Source organism: Streptomyces sp. NRRL F-5122, from assembly GCF_001507435.1.
Classification (GTDB): domain Bacteria; phylum Actinomycetota; class Actinomycetes; order Streptomycetales; family Streptomycetaceae; genus Streptomyces; species Streptomyces lannensis.
Window position 1 is genome coordinate 1 of the sequence record NZ_LMWH01000302.1, and the last position, 21401, is coordinate 21401.

Sequence of the window (21401 nt, forward strand, 5' to 3'; positions counted from 1 at the left end):
TGACCAAGCTGATCGAGCGCAACACCACGATCCCGACCAAGCGGTCCGAGATCTTCACCACGGCCGAGGACAACCAGCCGTCCGTGCAGATCCAGGTCTACCAGGGCGAGCGCGAGATCGCTGCGTACAACAAGAAGCTCGGCATGTTCGAGCTGACCGGTCTGCCGCCGGCGCCTCGCGGCGTCCCGCAGATCGAGGTGTCCTTCGACATCGACGCCAACGGCATCATGCACGTCACGGCGAAGGACCTCGGCACCGGAAAGGAGCAGAAGATGACCGTCACCGGCGGCTCCTCGCTCCCGAAGGACGAGGTCGACCGGATGCGCCAGGAGGCCGAGCAGTACGCGGAGGAGGACCACCGCCGCCGCGAGGCCGCCGAGACCCGCAACCAGGGCGAGCAGCTCGTCTACCAGACCGAGAAGTTCCTCAAGGACAACGAGGACAAGGTCCCCGGCGAGATCAAGACCGAGGTCGAGGCCGCCGTCGCCGAGCTGAAGGAGACGCTCAAGGGCGAGGACACGGCCGAGATCCGTACCGCCACGGAGAAGGTCGCGGCCGTCTCGCAGAAGCTCGGCCAGGCCATGTACGCCGACGCCCAGGCCGCTCAGGCCGCGGGCGGTGCCGGTGACGCCGGTGCCGGCCAGGCGAAGGCCGACGACGACGTCGTCGACGCCGAGATCGTCGACGAGGACCGTAAGGACGGTGCCGCGTGACGGAGGAGACCCCGGGCTTCGAGGAGAAGCCCGACGTCCCCTCCGGCGCCACCCCAGACGACGCCGAGCCGCAGGCCGCCTCCCCCTCTTCGGAGGAGGCGGCGGCCCCGGCAGGGGACGGAACGGCACAGACCGCAGGTCTGGTGGCCCAGCTGGACCAGGTGCGCACAGCGCTCCACGAGCGCACCCTGGACCTCCAGCGCCTCCAGGCCGAGTACCAGAACTACCGCCGCCGCGTGGAGCGCGACCGGATCACGGTCAAGGAGATCGCCATCGCGAACCTCCTGACCGAGCTCCTGCCGGTGCTCGACGACATCGGCCGCGCGCGTGACCACGGCGAGCTCGTCGGCGGGTTCAAGTCCGTCGCCGAGTCCCTGGAGACGGTCGCGGCGAAGATGGGTCTGCAGCAGTTCGGCAAGGAGGGCGAGCCCTTCGACCCGACGATCCACGAGGCCCTGATGCACTCGTACGCGCCGGACGTCACCGAGACGACGTGCGTGGCGATTCTGCAGCCCGGGTATCGCTTCGGCGAGCGCACCATCCGCCCCGCGCGGGTGGCCGTGGCCGAGCCGCAGCCGGGGGCGCAGACGGTCAAGGCCGAGGAGACGAGCGAGGCGGGCGACGACAAGGAGAGCGGTGGCCCGGACGAGGGCTGACGTGATCGACAGGGGTGTCCGCACCGGGCTCCCCTCGGAGAACAACGCGGAACGGAAGGAGGGGCGTCGGGGATGAGTACCAAGGACTTCATCGAGAAGGACTACTACAAGGTCCTCGGCGTCCCCAAGGACGCCACCGAGGCCGAGATCAAGAAGGCGTACCGGAAGCTCGCCCGCGAGTTCCACCCGGACGCCAACAAGGGCAACGTCAAGGCGGAGGAACGTTTCAAGGAGATCTCCGAGGCGAACGACATCCTCGGCGACCCCAAGAAGCGCAAGGAGTACGACGAGGCGCGCGCCCTCTTCGGCAACGGTGGCTTCCGTCCCGGTCCCGGGGCGGGAGGATCGTTCAACTTCGACCTGGGCGACCTCTTCGGCGGTCAGGGCGGCAGTGCCGGGGGGAACTTCGGCGGCGGCATCGGTGACGTCTTCGGGGGCCTGTTCAACCGCGGCGGCGGCGCGGGTACGCGCACGCAGCCGAGGCGCGGCCAGGACATCGAGTCCGAGGTCACGCTCAGCTTCATGGAGGCGGTGGACGGCGCGACCGTTCCACTGCGCATGTCCTCGCAGGCGCCGTGCAAGGCCTGCTCGGGCACCGGCGACAAGAACGGCACGCCGCGGGTGTGCCCGACCTGCGTCGGCACCGGCCAGGTGGCGCGCGGCTCCGGCGGCGGATTCTCGCTGACGGACCCCTGCCCGGACTGCAAGGGCCGCGGACTCATCGCCGAGCACCCCTGCATGGAGTGCAAGGGCAGCGGCCGGGCCAAGTCGTCCCGGACGATGCAGGTCCGCATCCCGGCGGGTGTCACGGACGGGCAGCGCATCCGGCTGCGCGGCAAGGGCGGTCCCGGCGAGCGGGGCGGCCCGGCCGGCGACCTGTATGTCGTCGTGCACGTGGACGCGCATCCCGTATTCGGCCGCAAGGGCGACAACCTGACGGTGACCGTGCCCGTGACGTTCACGGAGGCGGCGCTCGGCGGCGACATCCGGGTCCCCACCCTCGGCGGACCCCCGGTCACGCTGAAGCTGCCCCCGGGCACGCCCAACGGACGGACCATGCGCGCCCGTGGCAAGGGCGCGGTCCGCAAGGACGGCACCCGCGGGGACCTGCTGGTCACCGTCGAGGTGAGTGTTCCGAAGGACCTGTCGGGGAAGGCTCGTGACGCCCTGGAGGCGTATCGCGAGGCGACCGCGGGCGAGGACCCGCGGGCGGAGCTGTTCCAGGCGGCGAAGGGAGCATGAGGAGATGGACGGCCGTCGACGCAACCCGTACGAACTGACCGAGGAGACCCCGGTCTACGTCATCTCGGTGGCGGCCCAGCTCTCCGGCCTGCACCCGCAGACGCTGCGCCAGTACGACCGTCTGGGGCTCGTCTCCCCGGACCGCACGGCCGGCCGGGGCAGGCGCTACTCGGCCCGCGACATCGAACTGCTCCGTCAGGTGCAGCAGTTGTCGCAGGACGAGGGCATCAACCTCGCCGGCATCAAGCGGATCATCGAGCTGGAGAACCAGGTCGCCGCGCTCCAGTCCCGGGTCGCGGAGCTTCAGGCCGCGCTCGACGGCGCGGCGGCGACGATGCGGCAGCGCGAGGCCGCGGTGCACGCCTCGTACCGCCGTGACCTGGTGCCGTACCAGGAGGTGCAGCAGACCAGCGCGCTGGTCGTGTGGCGGCCCAAGCGGCAGCAGCAGTCCGACTGACATCACGCCGAAGGGGCGGCACCGGAAATGTCTCCGGTGCCGCCCCTTCGCGCGTGGCCGGAGCCAGGAGCCGGTCCGGTCGGTGGTCGGCAGCGCTGTCGCAGTCGGTCCTTCTCGGTGTGCCGGACAGGCTCGTGTGCGCGAAGAACTGCCGTTTGAGGACCGGCTGAGCACAGGAGGCCGCGGTGGCGGTGCTTTGCGTTCGGCCCGTCTCGTCGTTCCCGAGGACTCGAAACCGGTTGTCCGGTGCCCCAGTTGTGCTCGATCGCCGATGATGAGGAGTCTCTGTCGATGTGCCCCTTAATGGAGAGTTCGTGAAGAACTCCCGCCCGACGACGGAAGACGCGCGGGTCATCGTGCGCAACCGGCTCGCCGGCGATGCGGTGCGCGATGGCCGGCTCTCCGGAGGAGAAGCGATCGCCCGGCGGCACGTGACGTAGATCACGTTTGGGTCGATCGATGAACGTCTTTAACTTTCAAGGAAGTTGATGGGGTGTCGGTTTCCCGATCCGCGCAGGTCGGAGCTCAAAACTCCACCCCGCGAAGGTTCGGAAACGGCTCGCGCACTACACTTTCTTTGGTTTCACGTGACTTCCACACGGGGGCTGTTGCCATCTCGTTAACCGGTACTTCTTGACGCTGCATACCGTCGCCGCGTTGGCTTTCAGCCACCTGGGTCGCAATGCTGCTCCCTCGCCCGGAAGGCACCTGATGTGAACGCTCGTACCACCCGTAGGACCGCTGTGCGTCGTACCGCCATGGCCCTGGCCGCCTCGGTGTCGGCCGTCTCGCTCGCCGCCTGCGGCGTCATCGACGGAGTCGGCGGCGGCAGCAGCTCCGCGACCCCGAAGAAGGGCAACGACATCACGGTGGGTCTCCTTCTGCCCGAGACCGACAATCCGCGGTACGAACAGTTCGACCGTCCCATCATCGAGCGGCAGGTGAAGTCGCTCACCCACGACAAGGGCAAGGTCGTCTCCGCGAACGCCGGCGCGGACGCGGCCAAGCAGAGCCAGCAGCTCGAGCAGATGATCGCCGACAAGGTGGACGTGCTCCTGGTGGACGCCGTGGACGCCAAGGCCATCGAGCCCGGTGTGCAGAAGGCGAAGGACGCGGGTATCCCGGTCATCGCCTACGACCGTCTCGCGCAGGGCCCGATCGACGCGTACATCTCCTTCGACAACGAACTGGTCGGCCAGGTGCAGGGCCGGGCGCTCGTCGAGAAGCTCGGCACCAAGGCCTCCGGCAGCACGATCGTCATGATGAACGGTTCGCCCACCGACCCGAACGCCGCACAGTTCAAGGCGGGTGCGCTGAGCGAGCTCCAGGACAAGGTGAAGATCCCTAAGGTGGGGGAGTTCGACACCAAGGACTGGAAGCCGGAGAACGCCAAGGCCAACATGGACAAGGCGATCCAGGCCATCGGGCTCGGCAACATCGCCGGTGTCTACTCCGCGAACGACGGCATGGCAGGCGCCGTCATCGAAGCGCTGAAGGACGCCGGCGTCACCAAGATGCCGCCGGTGACCGGGCAGGACGCGGCGCTGGACGCGGTGCAGCGGATCATCTCGGGCGAGCAGTACATGAGCGTGTACAAGTCGTACCCGGAAGAGGCGAACAACGCCGCGGAGATGGCGGTCGCCAAGGTCCAGGGGCGCTCCATCGAGTTCGACGCGCTGACCCGCGACAAGGTCGACAGCCCGACGACGAAGAACATCCCGTCGATGTTGGTGCCGGTGGTCGCGCTCACCACGGACAACATCAAGGACACGGTGATCCAGGACGGCATCTACACCGTGAAGCAGATCTGCACCGACAAGTACAAGGCGGCCTGCGCGGCGGCCGGTCTGCACTGACCCTCCGGGCGGGCGGGTGTCACCACCCGCCCGTCCGAGGCGTTCCCACACCTGAACTCCACCGCCGCCCACGGCGGTCCCCCCCGGCACCCTGTCCTCCACGTCCCCCGTGCGGTGGCCTCGTGGAGGTCGCGGCCGTCCGCCGCGCACTTCCCGTCCCACCCCCGGGGCACGGCGGTCGTGACCCGGTCCGGGTCATCCGGGCGAGCGCGCACCGAGGTTCGTCCGGTCGATCGGCCGCGGCCCCGGACGAACCCGCATCCGTGCGGCTGCCGTTGCGCGACGGATCGGACATGTCCGCCATCACCCGAGGTCAAGTGCCCTACGTCACACGCCGGTCGCTCCGGCGTGCCCGGAAGTGCCCACCGCATGCGAGACGGGACGCCCTGTCGACCGTCAGCTTGGTGCAGCGGAAGTTCCGGAGGTAGGGAGGATACGGCTGATTCCGGGGCATTAACGGGCGTTGAGGTGCAGGAACTTGTTGCGGAGGCGGGCGGTGCCGCGCATAGTTGCGCTGCGAAGGCGTGCGGGACGCGGCACGGACGGTGAGCGCCGGGACGTCGCTGGTGAGCCGCATCGCTCAGGACGCTGGGGCCAGGAGTCGGAGCCAGAGGTGGAAGATGGCCGGGCACGGGACGGACGCGCATCCACACGGCGCTGACCGACTCTGCGAAGCGGGGAACCGCGTGTACTCCCGGGCCGTTCGCCGGGGCCGGGTGTCGCGCGCCGACGCCGGGCCGGTGCCGTGCCTGCTGGAACTCGCGCTGCTGCATCCCGACCCCGACGACATGGACTGGCTGGTGCCGACCTCCCCGCAGGAGGTCATGACCCGGCTGCTGCGCAGCGTGCACGAGGAGGTCAGCGCGAGCCAGGCGCGGGTCGGGACGGCGGTGGCCGCGGTCGAGTGGTACGCCGGGCTCGGCGGCCGCGAGCAGGGGTCCGGGGAGGGCGTTGCCATCCGCGTGCTGGACGGGCTGCCGCGGATCAGGGCGGCCATGGACGAGGCGACGGAGCAGTGCACGGCCGAGGTGCTGACGGTCCAGCCGGGCGGTATCCGGCGGGAGGACGAGCTCTCCGAGGGGCTGCACCGGGCCCTGGAGATGCGCCGCCGGGGTGTGCGCATGCGCGACCTGTACACCCATGTCGCCCGGCACGGACAGGGCCTGCGCAACTACATGGAGATGATGGGTGACTCGGCCGAGGCGCGCACCCTCGACGAGGTGCCCGAGCGGCTGATCCTCTTCGACCGCACGGTCGCCTTCATCCCCGCGAACACGGACCGCACGATCGCCCTGGAGCTGCGGCACCCGGCGGTGATCGACTATCTGGTGACCGCCTTCGAGCGCTTCTGGCGGCTGGCGATCCCGCTGACCTCGCCGCTCCCTGACACGGGTATCGACGGCATCACCCACCGGGAGCGCTCGATCGCCGCACTGCTGGCGGAGGGGCACCAGGACGCGGTGGTCGCCGAGCGCCTCGGCATCAGTGTCCGCACGTGCCGTGCGCACATCGCCCGGCTCTCGGAGACCCTGGGCGCGGCCAGCCGGACGCAGCTCGGGGTCCGTATCGCCCAGGTGGGCCTGGACGGCCCCACTCTCGCGGCCGAACCGCTGCCGGTCACGGCACCCGGCGCCGCCCGGGAGTCCTCGGGCGACCTGTGAGCCGTCCGGGCCGCGCCCGACTTCCCCTGCCGGTGGTGTCCTCGGCGGTGGGGTGTTCCGCGCTCAGGGCGGATCCCGTGTCCCCGCGCCCCCGGCAGAGGTGCTGGACGGCCGCTGAAGCGGCTCAGGGCGGCCCAGGGAGGGCTGTGGGCGGTCCTGGGCCGGGGACGGGCCGGTCCGCCGCCACAGCCGCTCTGTGGCGCGTTCAGCGGGCCGGCTCCCCCGCGCCCGGAGGTTCAGTCGCCCTGCTCCAGGATCCCCGACTGCGCTATCAGGTAGCCGAGCTGGGCCCGGCTGCCGCTGCCGAGGGTGGCCGCGATCTTCGCTATGTGCGCCCGGCAGGTGCGCACGTTCATGCCCAGGCGGCGGGCGATCGCCTCGTCCACATGGCCCTCGATGAGGAGTTTGGCGATCGAGCGCTGCACTCCGGTGATGCCGTTGGGGTCAACGGCGTTGGGCACTTCCTCGGTCAGCGGGACCGCCCGTTCCCACAGCCGCTCGAAGACCATGGCGAGGTACCGCACAAGGCCGGGGTGGCGCAGTTCCAGGGCCACGCTCCGGTCCTCGCTCGCCGGGATGAAGGCGACGGTCCGGTCGAAGATGATGAGCCGCTCGATCAGCTCCTGGAGCGTACGGACCTGGATCTTGCCGTCGGAGATCCGGTCGACATAGGCGAGGGTGCTCTGGCTGTGCCGCGCCGTGTGCTGGTAGAGCGTGCGGATGCTGACCCCGCGGTCGGCGAGGGGCCGGTCGCGCTCCAGGGCCTCCATGAGGGTGTCGGCGGGACGGCCGCCCCCCGGCTGTACGGTCATCATCTCGCTGCGGCACTCCGCCGTGGCCGAGTTGAGTGCCGCGTTGATCCGGTCGAATCCCTCGAGCACCGTGATCGAATGGAGGCTCGCCTGCGGGCTCTGCGTGCTGATCGTGATGAACGGGTCGAAGGACTCGGTCAGCTCGATCGTCTGGCGCCGCCGGTCCTGTATCTCGCGTTCCAGCGGGTGCAACCGTTGGGCGAGCGCGACGGACGGGGGAACCGGCCGCAGCCAGTTGGCGTCGTCCGGATCGGGGTGGAGCAGGGCGAACTCCAGGAGACACGGAGCCGGCTCCACCTCGGAACGTGTGATCCTTCCGGACCGGAGCGCGTTGGCATAAAGCCGTGCTCCGTCGTCGCACAACTCGGTGACGCCGTGGGGATGTGTCGGCTTTGAGTTGTTCGTGGTCATTTCTCCACCCCCCAGGGTCATGAACGTGCAGGAACATGATGCATCGCCCCTGTGGCATTGACGTGCCTGAATGAGCCATCGTCTTGTGCTGCGGGGGAGAGGATTCCATCAAGTGAGGACGAAGCCGACTATGCGACCGAGATTGCTTGGTTCAGTGCTTGCAGCCGTCTTCTCCGCCGCAGCGGTTCTCGGTGTTCAGAGCGGCTCGGTTCCTGATCCCGGGCAGACCTCGTCGGTGGTCCGGTCGGACAGTGGCTGGAACGCCGTCCAGGCCGACAGTGGCTGGAACGCCATCCAGGCGGACAGTGGCTGGAACGTCGCCCCCTTCGACAGTGGCTGGAACGCGATTCAGGCGGACAGCGGCTGGAACGCCGTACAGGCCGACAGCGGCTGGAACGTCGTCCCCGCCGACAGTGGCTGGAACGCGATTCAGGCGGACAGCGGCTGGAACGTCGCCCCGGCCGACAGCGGCTGGAACGATCTCCCCGCGGACGCAGACGCATGATCCCTCCCGACGACCGCTCGTTCCGGCGTGAGATGGCCACCGCCTATCGCTCCGGCTGGCACTTCATCGACCTGGCGACCGCCATTCCCCACAGTGGTGACTCGCTGATGGTGACCGTCTTCGGACAGCCGGTCGTCGTGACGCGGGACGAGGACGAGGACGTGCGGGCCTACCGGCTTCTGCGGCGGCCTCGGGGGGCGCCGCAGCCCGTGCGGTGCGCCATACGGTACGGAATGATCTTTGTGAATCTCGACCGGCGTGACCACCGGCTGTCCGAACCGGGCAGTCCGGAAGTACAGACCATTGCCACCCCCCGCAGTGCCTGACGCGATTCCCCCGTCGTAACAGATCGCTCAGGTACTTCCCCCCGCAGCGGCGTCACCGTGACCTGAACACGGTGACGCCGCTGCAGTTTGTGGGGACATCTCCGGCTATAGCCCGGAGCGGACAGTGGCTGGAATCAGCCCCGTCCCATCGCCCGGGTGAGGGCGATCTCGATCACCACCCGTGACGGGTTGGGTGCCGGCACCCGTCCGTAGCGCTCGGCGTAGCGCCGCTCGGCCTCCGCGACCCGCTCCGGGTCGGCCGACACCCGTGCGCGGCCCTCCAGTGTCGCCCAGCGCCGGCCGTCCACCTGGCAGACCGCGACGCGGGCGCCGTCCGGGCCCGCGTTCGCCACGTGCCCGACCTTCGCCCCGGACTTGTTCGCGATCACCCGGGCCAGCCGCGCCTCGGGGTCGTACGTCACGCCGACCGGGACGACGTGCGGGCTGCCGTCCGGACGCAGGGTGGTCAGCGTGCACAGGTGCCGCTCCCGCCAGAACCTGAGGTACAGGTCGTCGGGCGAGCCCGGGTCTACGGAATAGGTGGCCATGGGTGCGGAACTTAGCCGGTGTCTCTCCCGAACGCTGCCTTGAGTGGAATAGACTCAACTTTGTGCACGTTGCTCGGGTCAGAATGGAAGGGCAACGTCTGAGCGCGGCCGACGCAAGGAGGAGAAGGCGAACGTGGACGCCGAGCTGACCAACAGGAGCCGGGACGCGATCAACGCGGCCAGCAACAGGGCCGTGTCGGAGGGTCACCCGGACCTCACCCCCGCCCACCTGCTCCTCGCGCTGCTCGAGGGGCAGGACAACGAGAACATCATCGACCTGCTGGCCGCCGTCGACGCGGACCAGGCCTCGGTGCGGGCAGGTGCCGAACGGGTGCTCGCCGGTCTGCCCAGCGTGACCGGGTCGACCGTCGCACCGCCCCAGCCCAACCGGGAACTGCTCGCGGTGATCGCCGACGCGACCCAGCGCGCCAGGGATCTCGGGGACGAGTACCTGTCGACCGAGCATCTGCTCATGGGTGTCGCCGCGAAGGGCGGCGCCGCCGGCGAGGTGCTCTCCCGCCAGGGGGCGGACGCCAGGAAGCTGCTGGACGCGTTCCAGAAGACCAGGGGAGGACGCCGGGTGACGACCCCGGATCCCGAGGGCCAGTACAAGGCGCTCGAGAAGTTCGGTACCGACTTCACCGCCGCCGCGCGCGACGGCAAGCTGGACCCGGTGATCGGCCGGGACCAGGAGATCCGGCGCGTGGTGCAGGTGCTGTCCCGCCGTACGAAGAACAACCCGGTGCTCATCGGCGAGCCCGGCGTGGGCAAGACCGCCGTCGTGGAGGGGCTCGCCCAGCGCATCGTGAAGGGCGACGTGCCCGAGTCGCTGAAGGACAAGCGGCTGGTCGCGCTCGACCTGGGCGCCATGGTCGCGGGCGCGAAGTACCGCGGTGAGTTCGAGGAGCGCCTGAAGACGGTGCTCGCGGAGATCAAGAACTCCGACGGGCAGATCATCACCTTCATCGACGAGCTGCACACCGTCGTGGGCGCGGGCGCCGGCGGCGACTCCGCCATGGACGCGGGCAACATGCTCAAGCCGATGCTGGCCCGTGGCGAACTGCGCATGGTGGGTGCCACGACGCTCGACGAGTACCGCGAGCGGATCGAGAAGGACCCGGCGCTGGAGCGGCGCTTCCAGCAGGTGCTGGTCGCCGAGCCGACCGTCGAGGACACCATCGCGATCCTGCGCGGACTCAAGGGCCGTTACGAGGCCCATCACAAGGTGCAGATCGCGGACAGCGCGCTGGTCGCCGCCGCGACCCTCTCCGACCGGTACATCACCTCCCGCTTCCTGCCGGACAAGGCGATCGACCTGGTCGACGAGTCGGCCTCGCGGCTGCGTATGGAGATCGACTCCTCCCCGGTCGAGATCGACGAGCTCCAGCGTGCCGTGGACCGGCTGCGCATGGAGGAACTCGCGCTGAGCAAGGAGACCGACCAGGCATCCAAGGAGCGGCTGGACAAGCTGCGCCGCGACCTCGCCGACAAGGAGGAGGAACTGCGCGGCCTGACCGCCCGCTGGGAGAAGGAGAAGCAGTCCCTCAACCGGGTCGGCGAGCTGAAGGAGAAGCTCGACGAGCTGCGCGGGCTGGCCGAACGCGCCCAGCGCGACGGCGACTTCGACTCCGCGTCGAAGCTGCTGTACGGCGAGATCCCGGCCGTCGAGAAGGAGTTGGAGGCCGCCTCCGAGGCCGAGGAGGAGGCCTCCAAGGGCACGATGGTCAAGGACGAGGTCGGCCCCGACGACATCGCGGACGTCGTCGGCTCCTGGACCGGAATCCCCGCCGGCCGCCTCCTGGAGGGCGAGACGCAGAAGCTGCTGCGCATGGAGGACGAGATCGGCAGGCGGCTCATCGGCCAGGGTGAGGCCGTGCGTGCGGTGTCGGACGCCGTGCGTCGCAGCCGGGCCGGCATCGCCGACCCGGACCGCCCGACCGGCTCGTTCCTCTTCCTCGGCCCCACCGGTGTCGGCAAGACCGAACTGGCCAAGGCGCTCGCCGACTTCCTCTTCGACGACGAGCGGGCGATGGTCCGCATCGACATGTCGGAGTACAGCGAGAAGCACAGCGTCGCCCGGCTGGTCGGCGCCCCGCCCGGCTATGTCGGCTACGAGGAGGGCGGCCAGCTGACGGAGGCGGTCCGCCGCCGCCCGTACAGCGTCGTGCTGCTCGACGAGGTGGAGAAGGCCCACCCCGAGGTGTTCGACATCCTCCTGCAGGTGCTGGACGACGGACGTCTCACGGACGGGCAGGGCCGCACGGTCGACTTCCGCAACACGATCCTCGTGCTGACCTCGAACCTGGGCAGCCAGTTCCTGGTCGACCCGATGACGAGTGAGGAGGAGAAGCGGGAGCAGGTGCTGGAGGTGGTCCGCGCCTCCTTCAAGCCGGAGTTCCTCAACCGGCTCGACGACCTGGTGGTCTTCTCGGCGCTGTCGAAGGGCGAGCTGAGCCGTATCGCCCAGCTCCAGATCGACCGCCTCGCCAAGCGGCTGGCCGAGCGGCGACTGACCCTTCGGATCACGCCCGAGGCGCTGGCCTGGCTTGCGGACGAGGGCAACGACCCGGCCTACGGTGCCCGCCCGCTGCGGCGCCTCGTCCAGACCGCCATCGGCGACCGCCTGGCCAAGGAGATCCTGTCCGGCGAGGTCAAGGACGGGGACACGGTCCGGGTGGACCGCTTCGGCGAGGGGCTGATCGTCGGGCCCGCGACGGGCAAGACGCTGTAGCCCCGGACCCCCGCCGCCGTACGGCCCCCTCCTCCCGCTCACCGGAGGGAGGAGGGGGCCCGATTCCGTTTCGGTCACGTCCGGTGCCGGGGGCCGCTCAGTACGTGAACGCGGAGAGCCGCACACGCGCGGTGCCCGCGTGTTCGTGCACCACCTCCACGCTCACCGCGTCGGCGCCGGTCGGCCCGCCGTCCTGGGGTCCGACCTGGAAATCGACATCGAGACAGAGATCCGCGCTCTGTGCACAGTCCGTCGTGTGCGGCGGCGGAGCCTGCGGCGCAGGGGACCTCGTGTGTCTTCTCCCCGGATCCGCCACCGGGCCGGAACCAGTCCACGGCCATGGCGGCGGAGCCGGCCAGAGCCAGTACCGGCGGGGCCACGACGGCCGCGACCAGCCGCGACCAGCCGCCACCTGGTGCCTCCCGGCGGTTGCTGCGGCCCGTCCAGCGGTGCCCTCTTCCCCGGCAGCGTGCCCGTCATGAAACCCCACCCCCGTGCCGGGCTTCCCATGAACCGGCCGGATCATGTCAGCCACGGGCGGACACACCCCGTCCGGGGTTGCCACCCCCCTCCCCGCATGGGGGAGGATGGCGGAATCCGTACGAAGGGAAGAACACGGTGAGCATCGACCCGTCCTCGATTCCGAACTTCGGGGGCCAGCCCGAGCCGCAGCCGCCGGCGGGCCCCGTGGTTCCGGATCAGGACCTCGTGAAGCAGCTCCTGGACCAGATGGAGCTCAAGCACCTCGTCGACGAAGAGGGAGACCTCGTCGCGCCGTGGGAGCAGTTCCGTACGTACTTCATGTTCCGCGGCGAAGGCGACCAGGAGGTCTTCTCGGTGCGGACGTTCTACGACCGGCCGCACAAGATCGACGAGAAGCCGCAGCTGCTGGAGTCCATCGACGACTGGAACCGGCGGACGCTGTGGCCCAAGGTGTACAGCCACACGCACGACGACGGCACCGTCCGCCTCATCGGTGAGGCGCAGATGCTGATCGGCACGGGCGTCAGCCTGGAGCACTTCGTCTCGTCGACCGTCAGCTGGGTGCGGGCCGCCATCGAGTTCGACCGGTGGCTCGTCGAGCAGCTCGGCCTCGCGGAGGACGTCGACGACTCGGGGAAGCCCGAGGAAGACGGAGAGTAGACCCGGCTAGAGGGGCGACCGGGCCAGCACCACGAGATACGCCCCATAGACGAACGAGAACCCGGCCAGGGCGCTCGCCACCACTGCGGCGTGCCAGGGCCGGGCTCTCGCGGTTCGCGCCAGCGCCTGCGCCACCACGATCAGCAGGGGGAACGCCGGCAGCAGGAAGCGCGGCTTGGACTCGAAGAACCCCGAGCCGCCGAGCGCGACCACGAGCAGAAGGCCGCTGTAGACGACGAGCGGCAGCGGCGCGCGGTCGGCCAGGAGCAGGGCGAAGAGCACCGTGCCGACCGCCACGATCACCAGGGCCATCGGAAAGTGCAGCCGGGTGCCGTGCAGCATCATCCGCTCGGCGAACTGCAGCGAGCCCACCCCGAAGTCGAAGCGCGACCCCCACAGCCGTTGCACGGTGAAATAGCCGCCGAGCGGGTCCCCCCTGCGCCGGCCCACCCACAGCACATAGCCTCCCCAGCCGAGCGGGGCCAGTGCCGCACCCGTCCACAGCCTGTGGGGAACCTCTCGCCCGCGCATCCGCCAGACCTCCTGCACGGCCGCCGCCAGGACCGCCGCGGCCACCGCGAAGCCGTTGGGCCGCGACAGGCCCGCGAGCGCGGCCAGAGTGCCGGCCCACACCCAGCGACGCGTCAGGACCGCGTACAGCGACCAGGCGGCGAACGCGGTCAGCACGGGCTCCGTGTATCCCATCGACAGCACGATGGAGTGCGGGAGCAGCCCCCACAGGACGACGAGCACGGTGGCCACGGACGGCCCGTGCAGCAGGCGGCCGACCTGGTGGATGCCCAGCGCGGCGACCGCCGCGGCCGTCCAGGACACGAGCAGGCCCGCCGCCATGCCGTCCAGCGGGGTGAGCATGCCGATGCCGCGGATCAGGGCCGGGTACAGCGGGAAGAACGCCAGATCGTTGTGGATGCCGGTGCCGCTGCGGCTGTGCAGCGTGTGTCCGTAGCCGTGCGAGGCGATCCGCAGATACCAGACGGAGTCCCAGGACCGTCCGAGCAGGAGCAGGGGCCGGCGGTCCGAGGGCCGGGCGACCACCGCGAGCACAAGACAGCCGCACAGGCGGGCGGCGACGAAGAGCCCCAGGGCGGCGACGGCCGAGGTCGGCAGCCGCCGTCCTCGGCCGATCGGACGGATACGGGCGCGGTCTGCGGGGACCGCTTCGGCGGCGGCCGGGACGGTGCTGGCATGGGTCACACCCGCACCATGCTGCGATTACGGCTGATTTGCGAACCTTGCGCGCGTGAGAGGCGGGGAATTCCCACGCCTAGGTGTGCGCCGCCGGACACCCGGCCGCCGTGGGACCCGCCTGCGGCCTCAGTCCGCCAGTGCCTTGAGTCGCTGGACCGCCTCCTCCAGGACCTCCGTCCGCTTGCAGAAGGCGAAGCGGACGAACGGGGCGCCGGCCTCGCGATGGTCGTAGAAGACCGCGTTCGGGATGGCGACGACGCCCGCACGCTCGGGCAGGGCGCGGCAGAAGGCGAATCCGTCGGTCTCGCCGAGGGGCCGGATGTCGGTGGTGACGAAGTACGTGCCGGCAGGCCGGAACACCTCGAAGCCCGCCTGCGCCAGGCCGGAGGCGAGCAGATCCCGCTTGGCCTGCATGTCCGCGCGGAATGCCGCGAAGTACGTGTCCGGGAGGGCGAGCGCCTCGGCGACGGCGTACTGGAACGGCCCGGACGCCACATAGGTCAGGAACTGCTTGGCCGAGCGCACCGCCGTGACGAGGCCGGGCGCCGCCGTCACCCAGCCGACCTTCCACCCGGTGAACGAGAAGGTCTTCCCCGCCGAGCCGATGGTGACGGTGCGCTCGCGCATGCCCGGGAAGGACGCCAGGGGCAGGTGCTCGGCGTCGTCGAAGACCAGGTGCTCGTACACCTCGTCCGTGACCACGAGCAGGTCGCGCTCGACGGCGAGGTCGGCGATCGCCCGCAGCTCCTCGCGGGTGAGCACGGTTCCGGTGGGGTTGTGCGGGGTGTTGACGAGTAGCAGCCGGGTGCGGTCGGTGACGGCGTCGCGCAACTCGTCGAGGTCAAGCCGGAAGCGGGCGGTGTCCTCGTGGTGTGGCCGCAGCGTGACGGGTACGCGCCGGCCGCCCGCCATCGCGATGCAGGCGGCGTACGAGTCGTAGTACGGCTCGAGCGCGATCACCTCGTCGCCGGGTTCGAGGAGGGCCAGCAGGCTCGCGGCGATCGCCTCGGTGGCGCCCGCGGTGACCAGCACCTCGGTGTCGGGGTCGTACGACAGCCCGTACCGCCGCCGGTGGTGGGCGGCGACCGCGGTGCGCAGCTCGGGGATGCCGGGGCCCGGCGGGTACTGGTTGCCGCGACCCTCACGCAGCGCCCGCACCGCGGCCTCGCGGATCTCCTCGGGCCCGTCCGTGTCGGGGAAACCCTGCCCGAGGTTGATGGAACCCGTGCTCGTCGCGAGGGCGGACATCTCGGCGAAGATCGTCGTCCCGAACTCGGCGAGCCGGCGGTTGAGGAGAGGGCGTGCGCTGGAGGTCATGGCCGCCATCCTGCGCCGAAGCTCCGGGACTCCTCAACCTGCCCGCAAGGACGGGTGCCCGTGCCGGCGCCCGGAGCACCGCCTGCGAGCAGCGGAGGAGGCGTCCGCACCCGTCGGGCTCCGTATTGTGGGACGCCCTCGGACGGCCCACCGGCGGTCGGCCGGGCACGAGCGGCGGCGGGGGCGCACGCCGAGCGGGACGGCATACGGCGTGACGGGCATGGCCGACTGCGGACGGCGGCGCCCGGCGCTGCGGGGATATCCGCTTGCCGGGGTCGAGAGCACCGATCTAGGTTCCCGGCATGTCACTCCGTGCTCGTATGCGTCAGGCACTCCCCGAAGCGATGCGCGCCCGCGACAAGGCCGCGGTGAGCGCCCTGCGCGCGACGCTCGCCGCGCTGGACAACGCGGAGGCGGTGCCCGTCGGCGAAGCCGACCTGCGCGGCCTGGCCCTGGAGCAGTCGCCGGTCGGTGCCGGCGCCACCGAGGCGGTGCGACGCGAGCTGACCGAGGGCGGCGTGGCGGAGATCGTGCGAGCCGAGGCCGCCGAACGGCTCGACATCGCAGAGCAGTTGACTGCCCCGGCGCACGCCGACCGGGCCACGCGGCTGCGTGCGGAGGCCGCTGTGCTGCTGCGTTTCCTGGACGGCCCCGGCGCGGCGTAGCACCCGGTTGAGGACCACGGCCCATCGTCGGCCACGGCGCGACCCGCAAGGCCGGCGAACTGTGCATCCTTGCAGGTCAGGGGCTTTTTCCGGGTCGTGACCCTCAGAACTTCCTCAACTCTGCTTTGGCGGAGGGAGCCCGGGGGCATCCCCCGTGCACCCGGGAACACGGAGGGGCCCACGGGGGGCCGGTCCCGGGGAAGAAAGGGGGACGAAGTCATGCTTTTCGGCATCATCCTGGCGATCATCTGTGTCGGTGTCGTCGTACGCCTCGTCATGGGCGGGCGCAGGCGCGGCAAGCGCCGTGGGCTGCGGGCAGGAACCGGTGGGAGCGCCGGCAGCTGGTGGGCCGCGGGGAGCGACGGCGGTTCGTCGTCGGGTGGCCACCACTCGGGCGGCCACCACTCGTGCGGTGGTGGTCACTCCTCCTGCGGCGGCCACTCCTCGTGCGGCGGCGGTGGCGGATGCGGCGGTGGCGGAGGCGGGTGCGGCGGAGGCAGCTGACACGGTCGGCCGGGCTCCGCAGGGGGCGTGTGTCCGCCGCGACGACCGCGGTCCGCAAGTGTCCCGACGGGCGTGCGGCAGTACACCCGAGTGGGGGGCGTGAGGGCGCACGTCATCGGCGCATTGCGTCGAGCGTGCGCTCGCGGCCCCGCTGCCGGAACACGTCCGACCTGCGCATCGTCGCTCCCGGCGTACGTGCTGGTTGAACAGTTGAGCTGCGGGGCCCCCGGTGGGATGGAAACCCTACGAACTTGGGTAAAAACGCTGTGGCGCCGCAGCAGTTCATGATTCGCTCTCAACCACCGACGCAGCCTTCGGACGCCCGTATTGCAGGCGTTTCGCCCGGCCCGGCCGATCCGGACGGCGTGCCCGACCGGCTGTGCTGAACCGGCCGAAGCCCGGTGCCGACCCGGAAGTGCCGGGACCACTCCCCATTTTGTGTGCTAGCGGAGCCGATCCATGCTCACGACCCTGAACACCTCCTACACCGACACGCGCGCGGCCGACCTCGCCTGGACTCTGGGCCGTGAGCCGTTGCCCGCACTGGCCACCCTCGATCTGGAACTCGCCGGGGCGCGGCTTCAGTTGAGACTGCTCGGCGCATCCCACCAGGTGCTCCTGGAGGAGGAGCGGGGCACCTGTTCGGAGACGGTGGCGTGCATCGCGGGCTCCAGCGCCCCGCTGCCGCTCGGTGTCGCCAAGCGGGTGGGTGACTGGGAGTACGAGTTCGCGGCCCGTGTCGAGGTCCTGTCGCCGGGCTCCTTCGCGGGGCGGGCCCAGGAGTTGCTGGCCCTGGTGTCGGATCATCCCCACGGCCTGGCCGGGGTCTTTCCCGGCAGCCCGCACGCCTTCACGGCGATGCTGGCCCAGCACCACGGGGGCCAGGTCCACTGGCGCACCTGGCACGCGTATCCGCAGGACGGGCAGTTGGTGGCGACGCGGACGAGGGTGGGAGTGAAGGTGCCGGCGGCACGGGAGGCGATGAGCGGGCGGGTGTGAGGACGGTGCCGTACGGCACGCGGCGAAGGTCGGGGGAGGCGGCGTCCAAGTGCGGGACGCCGTGCGTCGCGGGCGTTCCCGGACCGGGCAGTTCCACACGTGTGGGTGACAGGGCCCAGCGCGAGCGTGACGTAGCGTTCCGACCGTGATCGAACCGCACGCGCCCGCGCCGCCTAGCGCGCCACGCTCCTGGAGCGGCGATGGCGGCCAGAGCCGGACGGCACTTCCCGTGCGTCCGGGCACAGGCAGGTTCCTCGTCCTCGCCGGGGTGTTCGTCTGCGCGGCCTGCGGTCTCGTGTACGAACTCGAACTCGTCGCCCTGGCCTCCTACTTGATCGGTGACTCGGTCACCCAGACCTCCGTCGTGCTGTCGGTCATGGTCTTCGCGATGGGCATCGGCTCGCTCGCCGCGAAGCGGCTCCGCTGCCGCGCCGCCGCCGGATTCGGTGCGGTGGAGGCGGCACTCGCCCTGGTCGGCGGTTGCAGTGCGATGGCGCTGTACGCGGTCTTCGCCTGGACCGGGGGCTGGGGCGGAGTGTGGTCCGGGGGCCCGCGCTGTCTGCTGGTGGCCTTCTCCCTCGCGATCGGCCTGCTCATCGGCGCCGAGGTCCCGCTGCTGATGGAGCTCATCCAGCGCGTCCGCCGCCAGGACGCGGGCGGCGCGGTCGCCGACCTGTTCGCGGCGGACTACGTGGGCGCGCTGGTGGGCGGGCTCGCCTTCCCCTTCCTGCTGCTCCCGCAACTCGGCCAGCTGACCGGCACCCTGCTCACCGGCGCGATCAACGCGGTGGCGGGCGGTGCCCTCGTCCTCGGGCTGTTCCGGCGGGACCTCTCCCGCCGCGGCCGGCTGCTGCTCGTGGTCGCCAACGTCGCCGTGCTGGGTGTGCTGGCCGCCGCCGCCCTCCTGGTCGACGACTTCGAACGGGCGGCGCGTCAGGCGGTGTACGGGGGCGACATCCGGATCGCTGTGCACACCGGTGCCCAGGAGCTGGTGCTCACCGGCGGAACCCACGGCCGTCCGCTCGCGCTGTTCCTCGACGGCCGGCTGCGGGTGAGCGGCCGCGACGAACGTCTCTACCACGAGGCGCTCGTGCGTCCCGCGATGAGTGACGGCCCGCACGCGCGTGTGCTCGTCCTCGGCGGCGGCGACGGCCTCGCCGCACGCGAGGTGCTGCGGCACCCGGACGTCGAGCGGGTCGACGTCGTCGACCCCGACCCGGCCGTGGTGCGGCTCGCCCGCCGCGACCCGGCGCTGTCCGCGCTGAACGGCCATGTCTTCGGCGACCCGCGGGTGCATGTGTGCACGGCGGACGCGTTCCGCCGGCTCAGGGACACCCGGCGCAGTTACGACGTGGTGATCGCCGACCTTCCCGACCCCCGCGTCACGGCGAGCACGAAGCTGTACTCGCAGGAGTTCTACGGTCTGGCCCGCCGGGTCCTGGCGCGGGGCGGCCGGCTGGTGGTGCACGCGGGCCCGGTGACCTCGCGCCCCCGGGTCTTCTGGACCGTCGAGGCGACGATCCGGGCGGCCGGTCTGAGGACCGCCCCGTACCGCGTCGGCGAGCGTGCCCCCGCGCCCTGGGCGGGACCGCACCGCCCGGCGGGCGCGCCACGCGACTGGGGCTTCGTGCTCGCCGCCCGCACCCGTCCCGCCCTGACCCTGGACCGGGACGCCCCCCGCCCGGCCACACTGTCCCCGGAGGTGCTGCGGGCGGACGCCCGGGCGGCGGCGCGCACCCGGGTGCCGGGACTGCCGCCGTCGACGCTGGTGCGGCCGAGATACGCGAACTGAGCCGCCCGGCCTGCCGGAGTCGAGAATCCCGTGATGCACGGGTGCGGTTCGGGCGCTGCTGGGTAGGCTCGGCTGGTATGGAGCATGAGGCGTTCGTTCCGGTACCCGCCGAGCGGCTGGGGGAGGCGCTGGCCGATCCCGTCCGGGTCGCCCGCGCGATCCCGGGGCTCCAGCAGGACGCGGAGGCGGAGCCGGTCTCCGGCAGGCTGAAGGTGCGCGTCGCCGGCCACACGATCACCTACCGCGGTGTGCTGCGGGTCGCCGCGCGGCCCGACGGCTCGTACACGGCGCGCTGCGAGGCGACGGAGGTCCGCGGTACCGGCACGGTGAAGCTGTCCCTGTCCGTCCGCCTGCTCCCGGCCGACGGTGGTACGAACGTCCTCTTCACGGGAACGGCCACGGGCGACGGCCGGATCGCGGAACTGCCCGCGGACGCGGTGGCGTCGGCGGGGGCCCGGCTGCTCGGACGGTTCGCGGAAGGCCTCGGGGCGGGCGGCACGGCCGGGGCCGCGGCGTCCGGGGAAGCCGCCGGCGACCGGACCTCCGAGGAGCCGTCAGGACAGGCACCGACCGAGGAAGCGCAGGCCGCGGCCGGACAGGCGCCGGAGGGGTCCCCGGAGAAGACCTCCGGGACGTCGTCCGCGGACGCTTCCGCGACGCCCTCGATCCACGACACCGAAGTCCCGCCGCCGTCCCTCGACCCCCTGGCCGACGCGGACGGGTTCGTCGGCGAGGAGGAGCCCGAGGAAGACTTCGACGGCGAGGGGGAGCTGCCGCCCGCCGAGGCGGCACACGCCCGGCGCACGATGATCGGCCGCAGCGCCGAGGAGGTCGACCACGCGCCCCCGCGCGGCCGCTACGCCCCCGTACCCGTCCCCGAGACCGTGGCGGCCGGCGCGACCCTGCGCTGGGCGGCCCCGGCGGCGGCTCTGCTCCTGGCCTCCGCGATCGTGGCGGCCCGCCTGCTGCGCCGCCGCCGCTGATCCCGCAGGTTCCACGGCACAGCGGCGTCCCGGCACGCCCTCTTGATCGGCCAAGTAGGGTCGGCTCCGTGAGTAACGACGAGATCACGTTGACCGCGGGAGACGCGGAGGTCGTGCTGGCGCCGGCGAACGGCGGGCGCGTGCGGAGTCTGCGCGTCGGCGGCACGGAGCTGCTGCGGCAGGGCGAACGGTTCGGGTGCTTCCCCATGGTCCCCTGGTGCGGCCGCACCAGGGACGGCCGGTTCCGCGACGGGGGCACGGTCCACCAGATGCCCCTCAACTCCCCGCCGCACGCCATCCACGGCACCGCGCGGGACGGCGCGTGGCGGGTGGCCCGCGCGGACCGCGCCGAGGCGGTGCTCACCTACGACCTGGTCGACCCTTGGCCCTACGTCGGCCGCGTCACCCATCTCGCCACGCTCACCGACGACTCCCTGACGCTCACCATGTCCGTGGAGACCTACGAGTCCTCGTTCCCGGCCCAGATCGGCTGGCACCCCTGGTTCAACCGCACCCTCGACGGTGTGGACGCGCGCATCGACTTCAGCCCCGCCTGGCAGGAGGAGCGCGGGGACGACCACCTGCCCACGGGGAACCGCATCGACCCCCGGCCCGGCCCCTGGGACGACTGCTTCGGGATGCCCGGTGGCGTCGACGTCGCGGTGCTCTGGCCGGACCGGCTGGAGCTGCGGGTGACCAGCCGGGAGGAGTGGGTGGTGGTCTACGACCAGCAGCAGGAGGCCGTGTGCGTGGAGCCGCAGACGGGTCCGCCCAACGGCCTCAACACTCTTCCCCGCCTGGTCACGCCCATCGAGCCGCTGGAGGCGTCGACGACGTGGAGCTGGCGCCGCCCGTGAGCACCCCCCTTTAA

General features: G+C 71.2%; 21 protein-coding genes. 17 read left to right on the plus strand and 4 right to left on the minus strand.

Going from position 1 to position 21401, the window contains the following annotated elements:
* The 7 genes from ADL25_RS43570 to ADL25_RS43595 form a co-directional block, all read left to right on the plus strand.
* The coding region (locus ADL25_RS43570) for an Hsp70 family protein (RefSeq protein WP_159045156.1) at positions 1-713 on the plus strand (713 nt) is incomplete at its 5' end.
* Positions 710-1369 (plus strand): nucleotide exchange factor GrpE, encoded by a 660-nt coding sequence (gene grpE / locus ADL25_RS43575; protein WP_059133516.1) that lies wholly within the window; start codon positions 710-712, stop codon positions 1367-1369. The genes ADL25_RS43570 and grpE, both read left to right, overlap by 4 nt.
* A gap of 72 nt (positions 1370-1441) precedes the next feature.
* Entirely contained in the window at positions 1442-2611 is a 1170-nt protein-coding gene (dnaJ, locus tag ADL25_RS43580; RefSeq protein ID WP_059133517.1) for a molecular chaperone DnaJ, read from the plus strand.
* A 4-nt stretch (positions 2612-2615) separates the two neighbouring features.
* Complete coding sequence (locus tag ADL25_RS43585) at positions 2616-3068, plus strand: heat shock protein transcriptional repressor HspR (RefSeq protein ID WP_059133518.1); 453 nt, start codon at positions 2616-2618, stop codon at positions 3066-3068.
* Positions 3069-3382: 314 nt separating this feature from the next.
* On the plus strand, positions 3383-3508 hold the full coding sequence (locus ADL25_RS51745) for a hypothetical protein (RefSeq protein ID WP_267889307.1): 126 nt from the start codon (positions 3383-3385) through the stop codon (positions 3506-3508).
* Positions 3509-3811: 303 nt separating this feature from the next.
* Entirely contained in the window at positions 3812-4924 is a 1113-nt protein-coding gene (locus ADL25_RS43590) for a sugar ABC transporter substrate-binding protein (protein WP_234381300.1), read from the plus strand.
* 620 nt (positions 4925-5544) lie between these two features.
* The gene (locus ADL25_RS43595; RefSeq protein WP_079051014.1) at positions 5545-6585 is read left to right on the plus strand and encodes a helix-turn-helix transcriptional regulator; all 1041 of its coding nucleotides are present in this window, start codon (positions 5545-5547) and stop codon (positions 6583-6585) included.
* Between the two features lie 236 nt (positions 6586-6821).
* Here the strand turns inward: ADL25_RS43595 and ADL25_RS43600 are convergent, their stop codons facing one another.
* A complete protein-coding gene (locus ADL25_RS43600; protein WP_059133521.1) occupies positions 6822-7808 on the minus strand; it encodes a hypothetical protein in 987 nt (328 codons plus the stop codon).
* Positions 7809-7962: 154 nt separating this feature from the next.
* On the opposite strand from ADL25_RS43600, the gene ADL25_RS50130 reads away from it, so the two are divergent.
* Both ADL25_RS50130 and ADL25_RS43610 read left to right on the plus strand, forming a co-directional pair.
* Complete coding sequence (locus tag ADL25_RS50130) at positions 7963-8313, plus strand: hypothetical protein (RefSeq protein ID WP_059133522.1); 351 nt, start codon at positions 7963-7965, stop codon at positions 8311-8313.
* A gap of 32 nt (positions 8314-8345) precedes the next feature.
* Complete coding sequence (locus ADL25_RS43610) at positions 8346-8639, plus strand: hypothetical protein (RefSeq protein ID WP_059133672.1); 294 nt, start codon at positions 8346-8348, stop codon at positions 8637-8639.
* 134 nt (positions 8640-8773) lie between these two features.
* On the opposite strand, the gene ADL25_RS43615 is transcribed toward ADL25_RS43610, so the two are convergent.
* Complete coding sequence (locus tag ADL25_RS43615; RefSeq protein ID WP_059133523.1) at positions 8774-9187, minus strand: pyridoxamine 5'-phosphate oxidase family protein; 414 nt, start codon at positions 9185-9187, stop codon at positions 8774-8776.
* Positions 9188-9320: 133 nt separating this feature from the next.
* Between ADL25_RS43615 and clpB the strand changes: the two genes are divergently transcribed.
* Both clpB and ADL25_RS43630 read left to right on the plus strand, forming a co-directional pair.
* Positions 9321-11918, plus strand: a complete 2598-nt coding sequence (gene clpB / locus ADL25_RS43620; protein ID WP_059133524.1) for an ATP-dependent chaperone ClpB — start codon at positions 9321-9323, stop codon at positions 11916-11918.
* A 618-nt stretch (positions 11919-12536) separates the two neighbouring features.
* Positions 12537-13061, plus strand: a complete 525-nt coding sequence (locus ADL25_RS43630; RefSeq protein ID WP_059133526.1) for a YbjN domain-containing protein — start codon at positions 12537-12539, stop codon at positions 13059-13061.
* A 6-nt stretch (positions 13062-13067) separates the two neighbouring features.
* Here the strand turns inward: ADL25_RS43630 and ADL25_RS43635 are convergent, their stop codons facing one another.
* Positions 13068-14276: a mannosyltransferase family protein gene (locus ADL25_RS43635; RefSeq protein WP_181923113.1), complete on the minus strand. Its 1209-nt coding sequence runs from the start codon at positions 14274-14276 to the stop codon at positions 13068-13070.
* Between the two features lie 120 nt (positions 14277-14396).
* The gene (locus ADL25_RS43640; RefSeq protein ID WP_059133527.1) at positions 14397-15596 is read right to left on the minus strand and encodes a pyridoxal phosphate-dependent aminotransferase; all 1200 of its coding nucleotides are present in this window, start codon (positions 15594-15596) and stop codon (positions 14397-14399) included.
* 335 nt (positions 15597-15931) lie between these two features.
* On the opposite strand from ADL25_RS43640, the gene ADL25_RS43645 reads away from it, so the two are divergent.
* The 6 genes from ADL25_RS43645 to ADL25_RS43665 all read left to right on the plus strand — a co-directional run bounded on the left by ADL25_RS43645 (position 15932) and on the right by ADL25_RS43665 (position 21387).
* The gene (locus tag ADL25_RS43645; RefSeq protein WP_059133674.1) at positions 15932-16252 is read left to right on the plus strand and encodes a hypothetical protein; all 321 of its coding nucleotides are present in this window, start codon (positions 15932-15934) and stop codon (positions 16250-16252) included.
* Between the two features lie 219 nt (positions 16253-16471).
* Positions 16472-16756: a hypothetical protein gene (locus ADL25_RS47600; protein WP_079051015.1), complete on the plus strand. Its 285-nt coding sequence runs from the start codon at positions 16472-16474 to the stop codon at positions 16754-16756.
* 459 nt (positions 16757-17215) lie between these two features.
* Entirely contained in the window at positions 17216-17755 is a 540-nt protein-coding gene (locus tag ADL25_RS43650) for a DUF2617 family protein (RefSeq protein ID WP_059133528.1), read from the plus strand.
* 145 nt (positions 17756-17900) lie between these two features.
* Positions 17901-19547: a polyamine aminopropyltransferase gene (locus tag ADL25_RS43655; protein WP_059133529.1), complete on the plus strand. Its 1647-nt coding sequence runs from the start codon at positions 17901-17903 to the stop codon at positions 19545-19547.
* A 77-nt stretch (positions 19548-19624) separates the two neighbouring features.
* Entirely contained in the window at positions 19625-20530 is a 906-nt protein-coding gene (locus ADL25_RS43660; RefSeq protein WP_107116862.1) for a carbon monoxide dehydrogenase subunit G, read from the plus strand.
* A 68-nt stretch (positions 20531-20598) separates the two neighbouring features.
* On the plus strand, positions 20599-21387 hold the full coding sequence (locus tag ADL25_RS43665) for an aldose epimerase (protein ID WP_059133530.1): 789 nt from the start codon (positions 20599-20601) through the stop codon (positions 21385-21387).
* The last annotated feature ends 14 nt before the right edge of the window (positions 21388-21401 follow it).

What these genes read in the sequence shown, in the direction of transcription:
- dnaJ (WP_059133517.1), top strand. Translation starts at nt 1,442, where the DNA reads ATGAGTACCAAGGACTTCATCGAGAAGGACTACTACAAGGTCCTCGGC.
- ADL25_RS43585 (WP_059133518.1), top strand. Translation starts at nt 2,616, where the DNA reads ATGGACGGCCGTCGACGCAACCCGTACGAACTGACCGAGGAGACCCCG.
- ADL25_RS43595 (WP_079051014.1), top strand. Translation starts at nt 5,545, where the DNA reads ATGGCCGGGCACGGGACGGACGCGCATCCACACGGCGCTGACCGACTC.
- ADL25_RS43600 (WP_059133521.1), bottom strand. Translation starts at nt 7,808, where the DNA reads ATGACCACGAACAACTCAAAGCCGACACATCCCCACGGCGTCACCGAG.
- ADL25_RS43610 (WP_059133672.1), top strand. Translation starts at nt 8,346, where the DNA reads ATGGCCACCGCCTATCGCTCCGGCTGGCACTTCATCGACCTGGCGACC.
- ADL25_RS43615 (WP_059133523.1), bottom strand. Translation starts at nt 9,187, where the DNA reads ATGGCCACCTATTCCGTAGACCCGGGCTCGCCCGACGACCTGTACCTC.
- ADL25_RS43640 (WP_059133527.1), bottom strand. Translation starts at nt 15,596, where the DNA reads ATGGCGGCCATGACCTCCAGCGCACGCCCTCTCCTCAACCGCCGGCTC.
- ADL25_RS43645 (WP_059133674.1), top strand. Translation starts at nt 15,932, where the DNA reads ATGCGCGCCCGCGACAAGGCCGCGGTGAGCGCCCTGCGCGCGACGCTC.
- ADL25_RS47600 (WP_079051015.1), top strand. Translation starts at nt 16,472, where the DNA reads ATGCTTTTCGGCATCATCCTGGCGATCATCTGTGTCGGTGTCGTCGTA.
- ADL25_RS43650 (WP_059133528.1), top strand. Translation starts at nt 17,216, where the DNA reads ATGCTCACGACCCTGAACACCTCCTACACCGACACGCGCGCGGCCGAC.
- ADL25_RS43660 (WP_107116862.1), top strand. Translation starts at nt 19,625, where the DNA reads ATGGAGCATGAGGCGTTCGTTCCGGTACCCGCCGAGCGGCTGGGGGAG.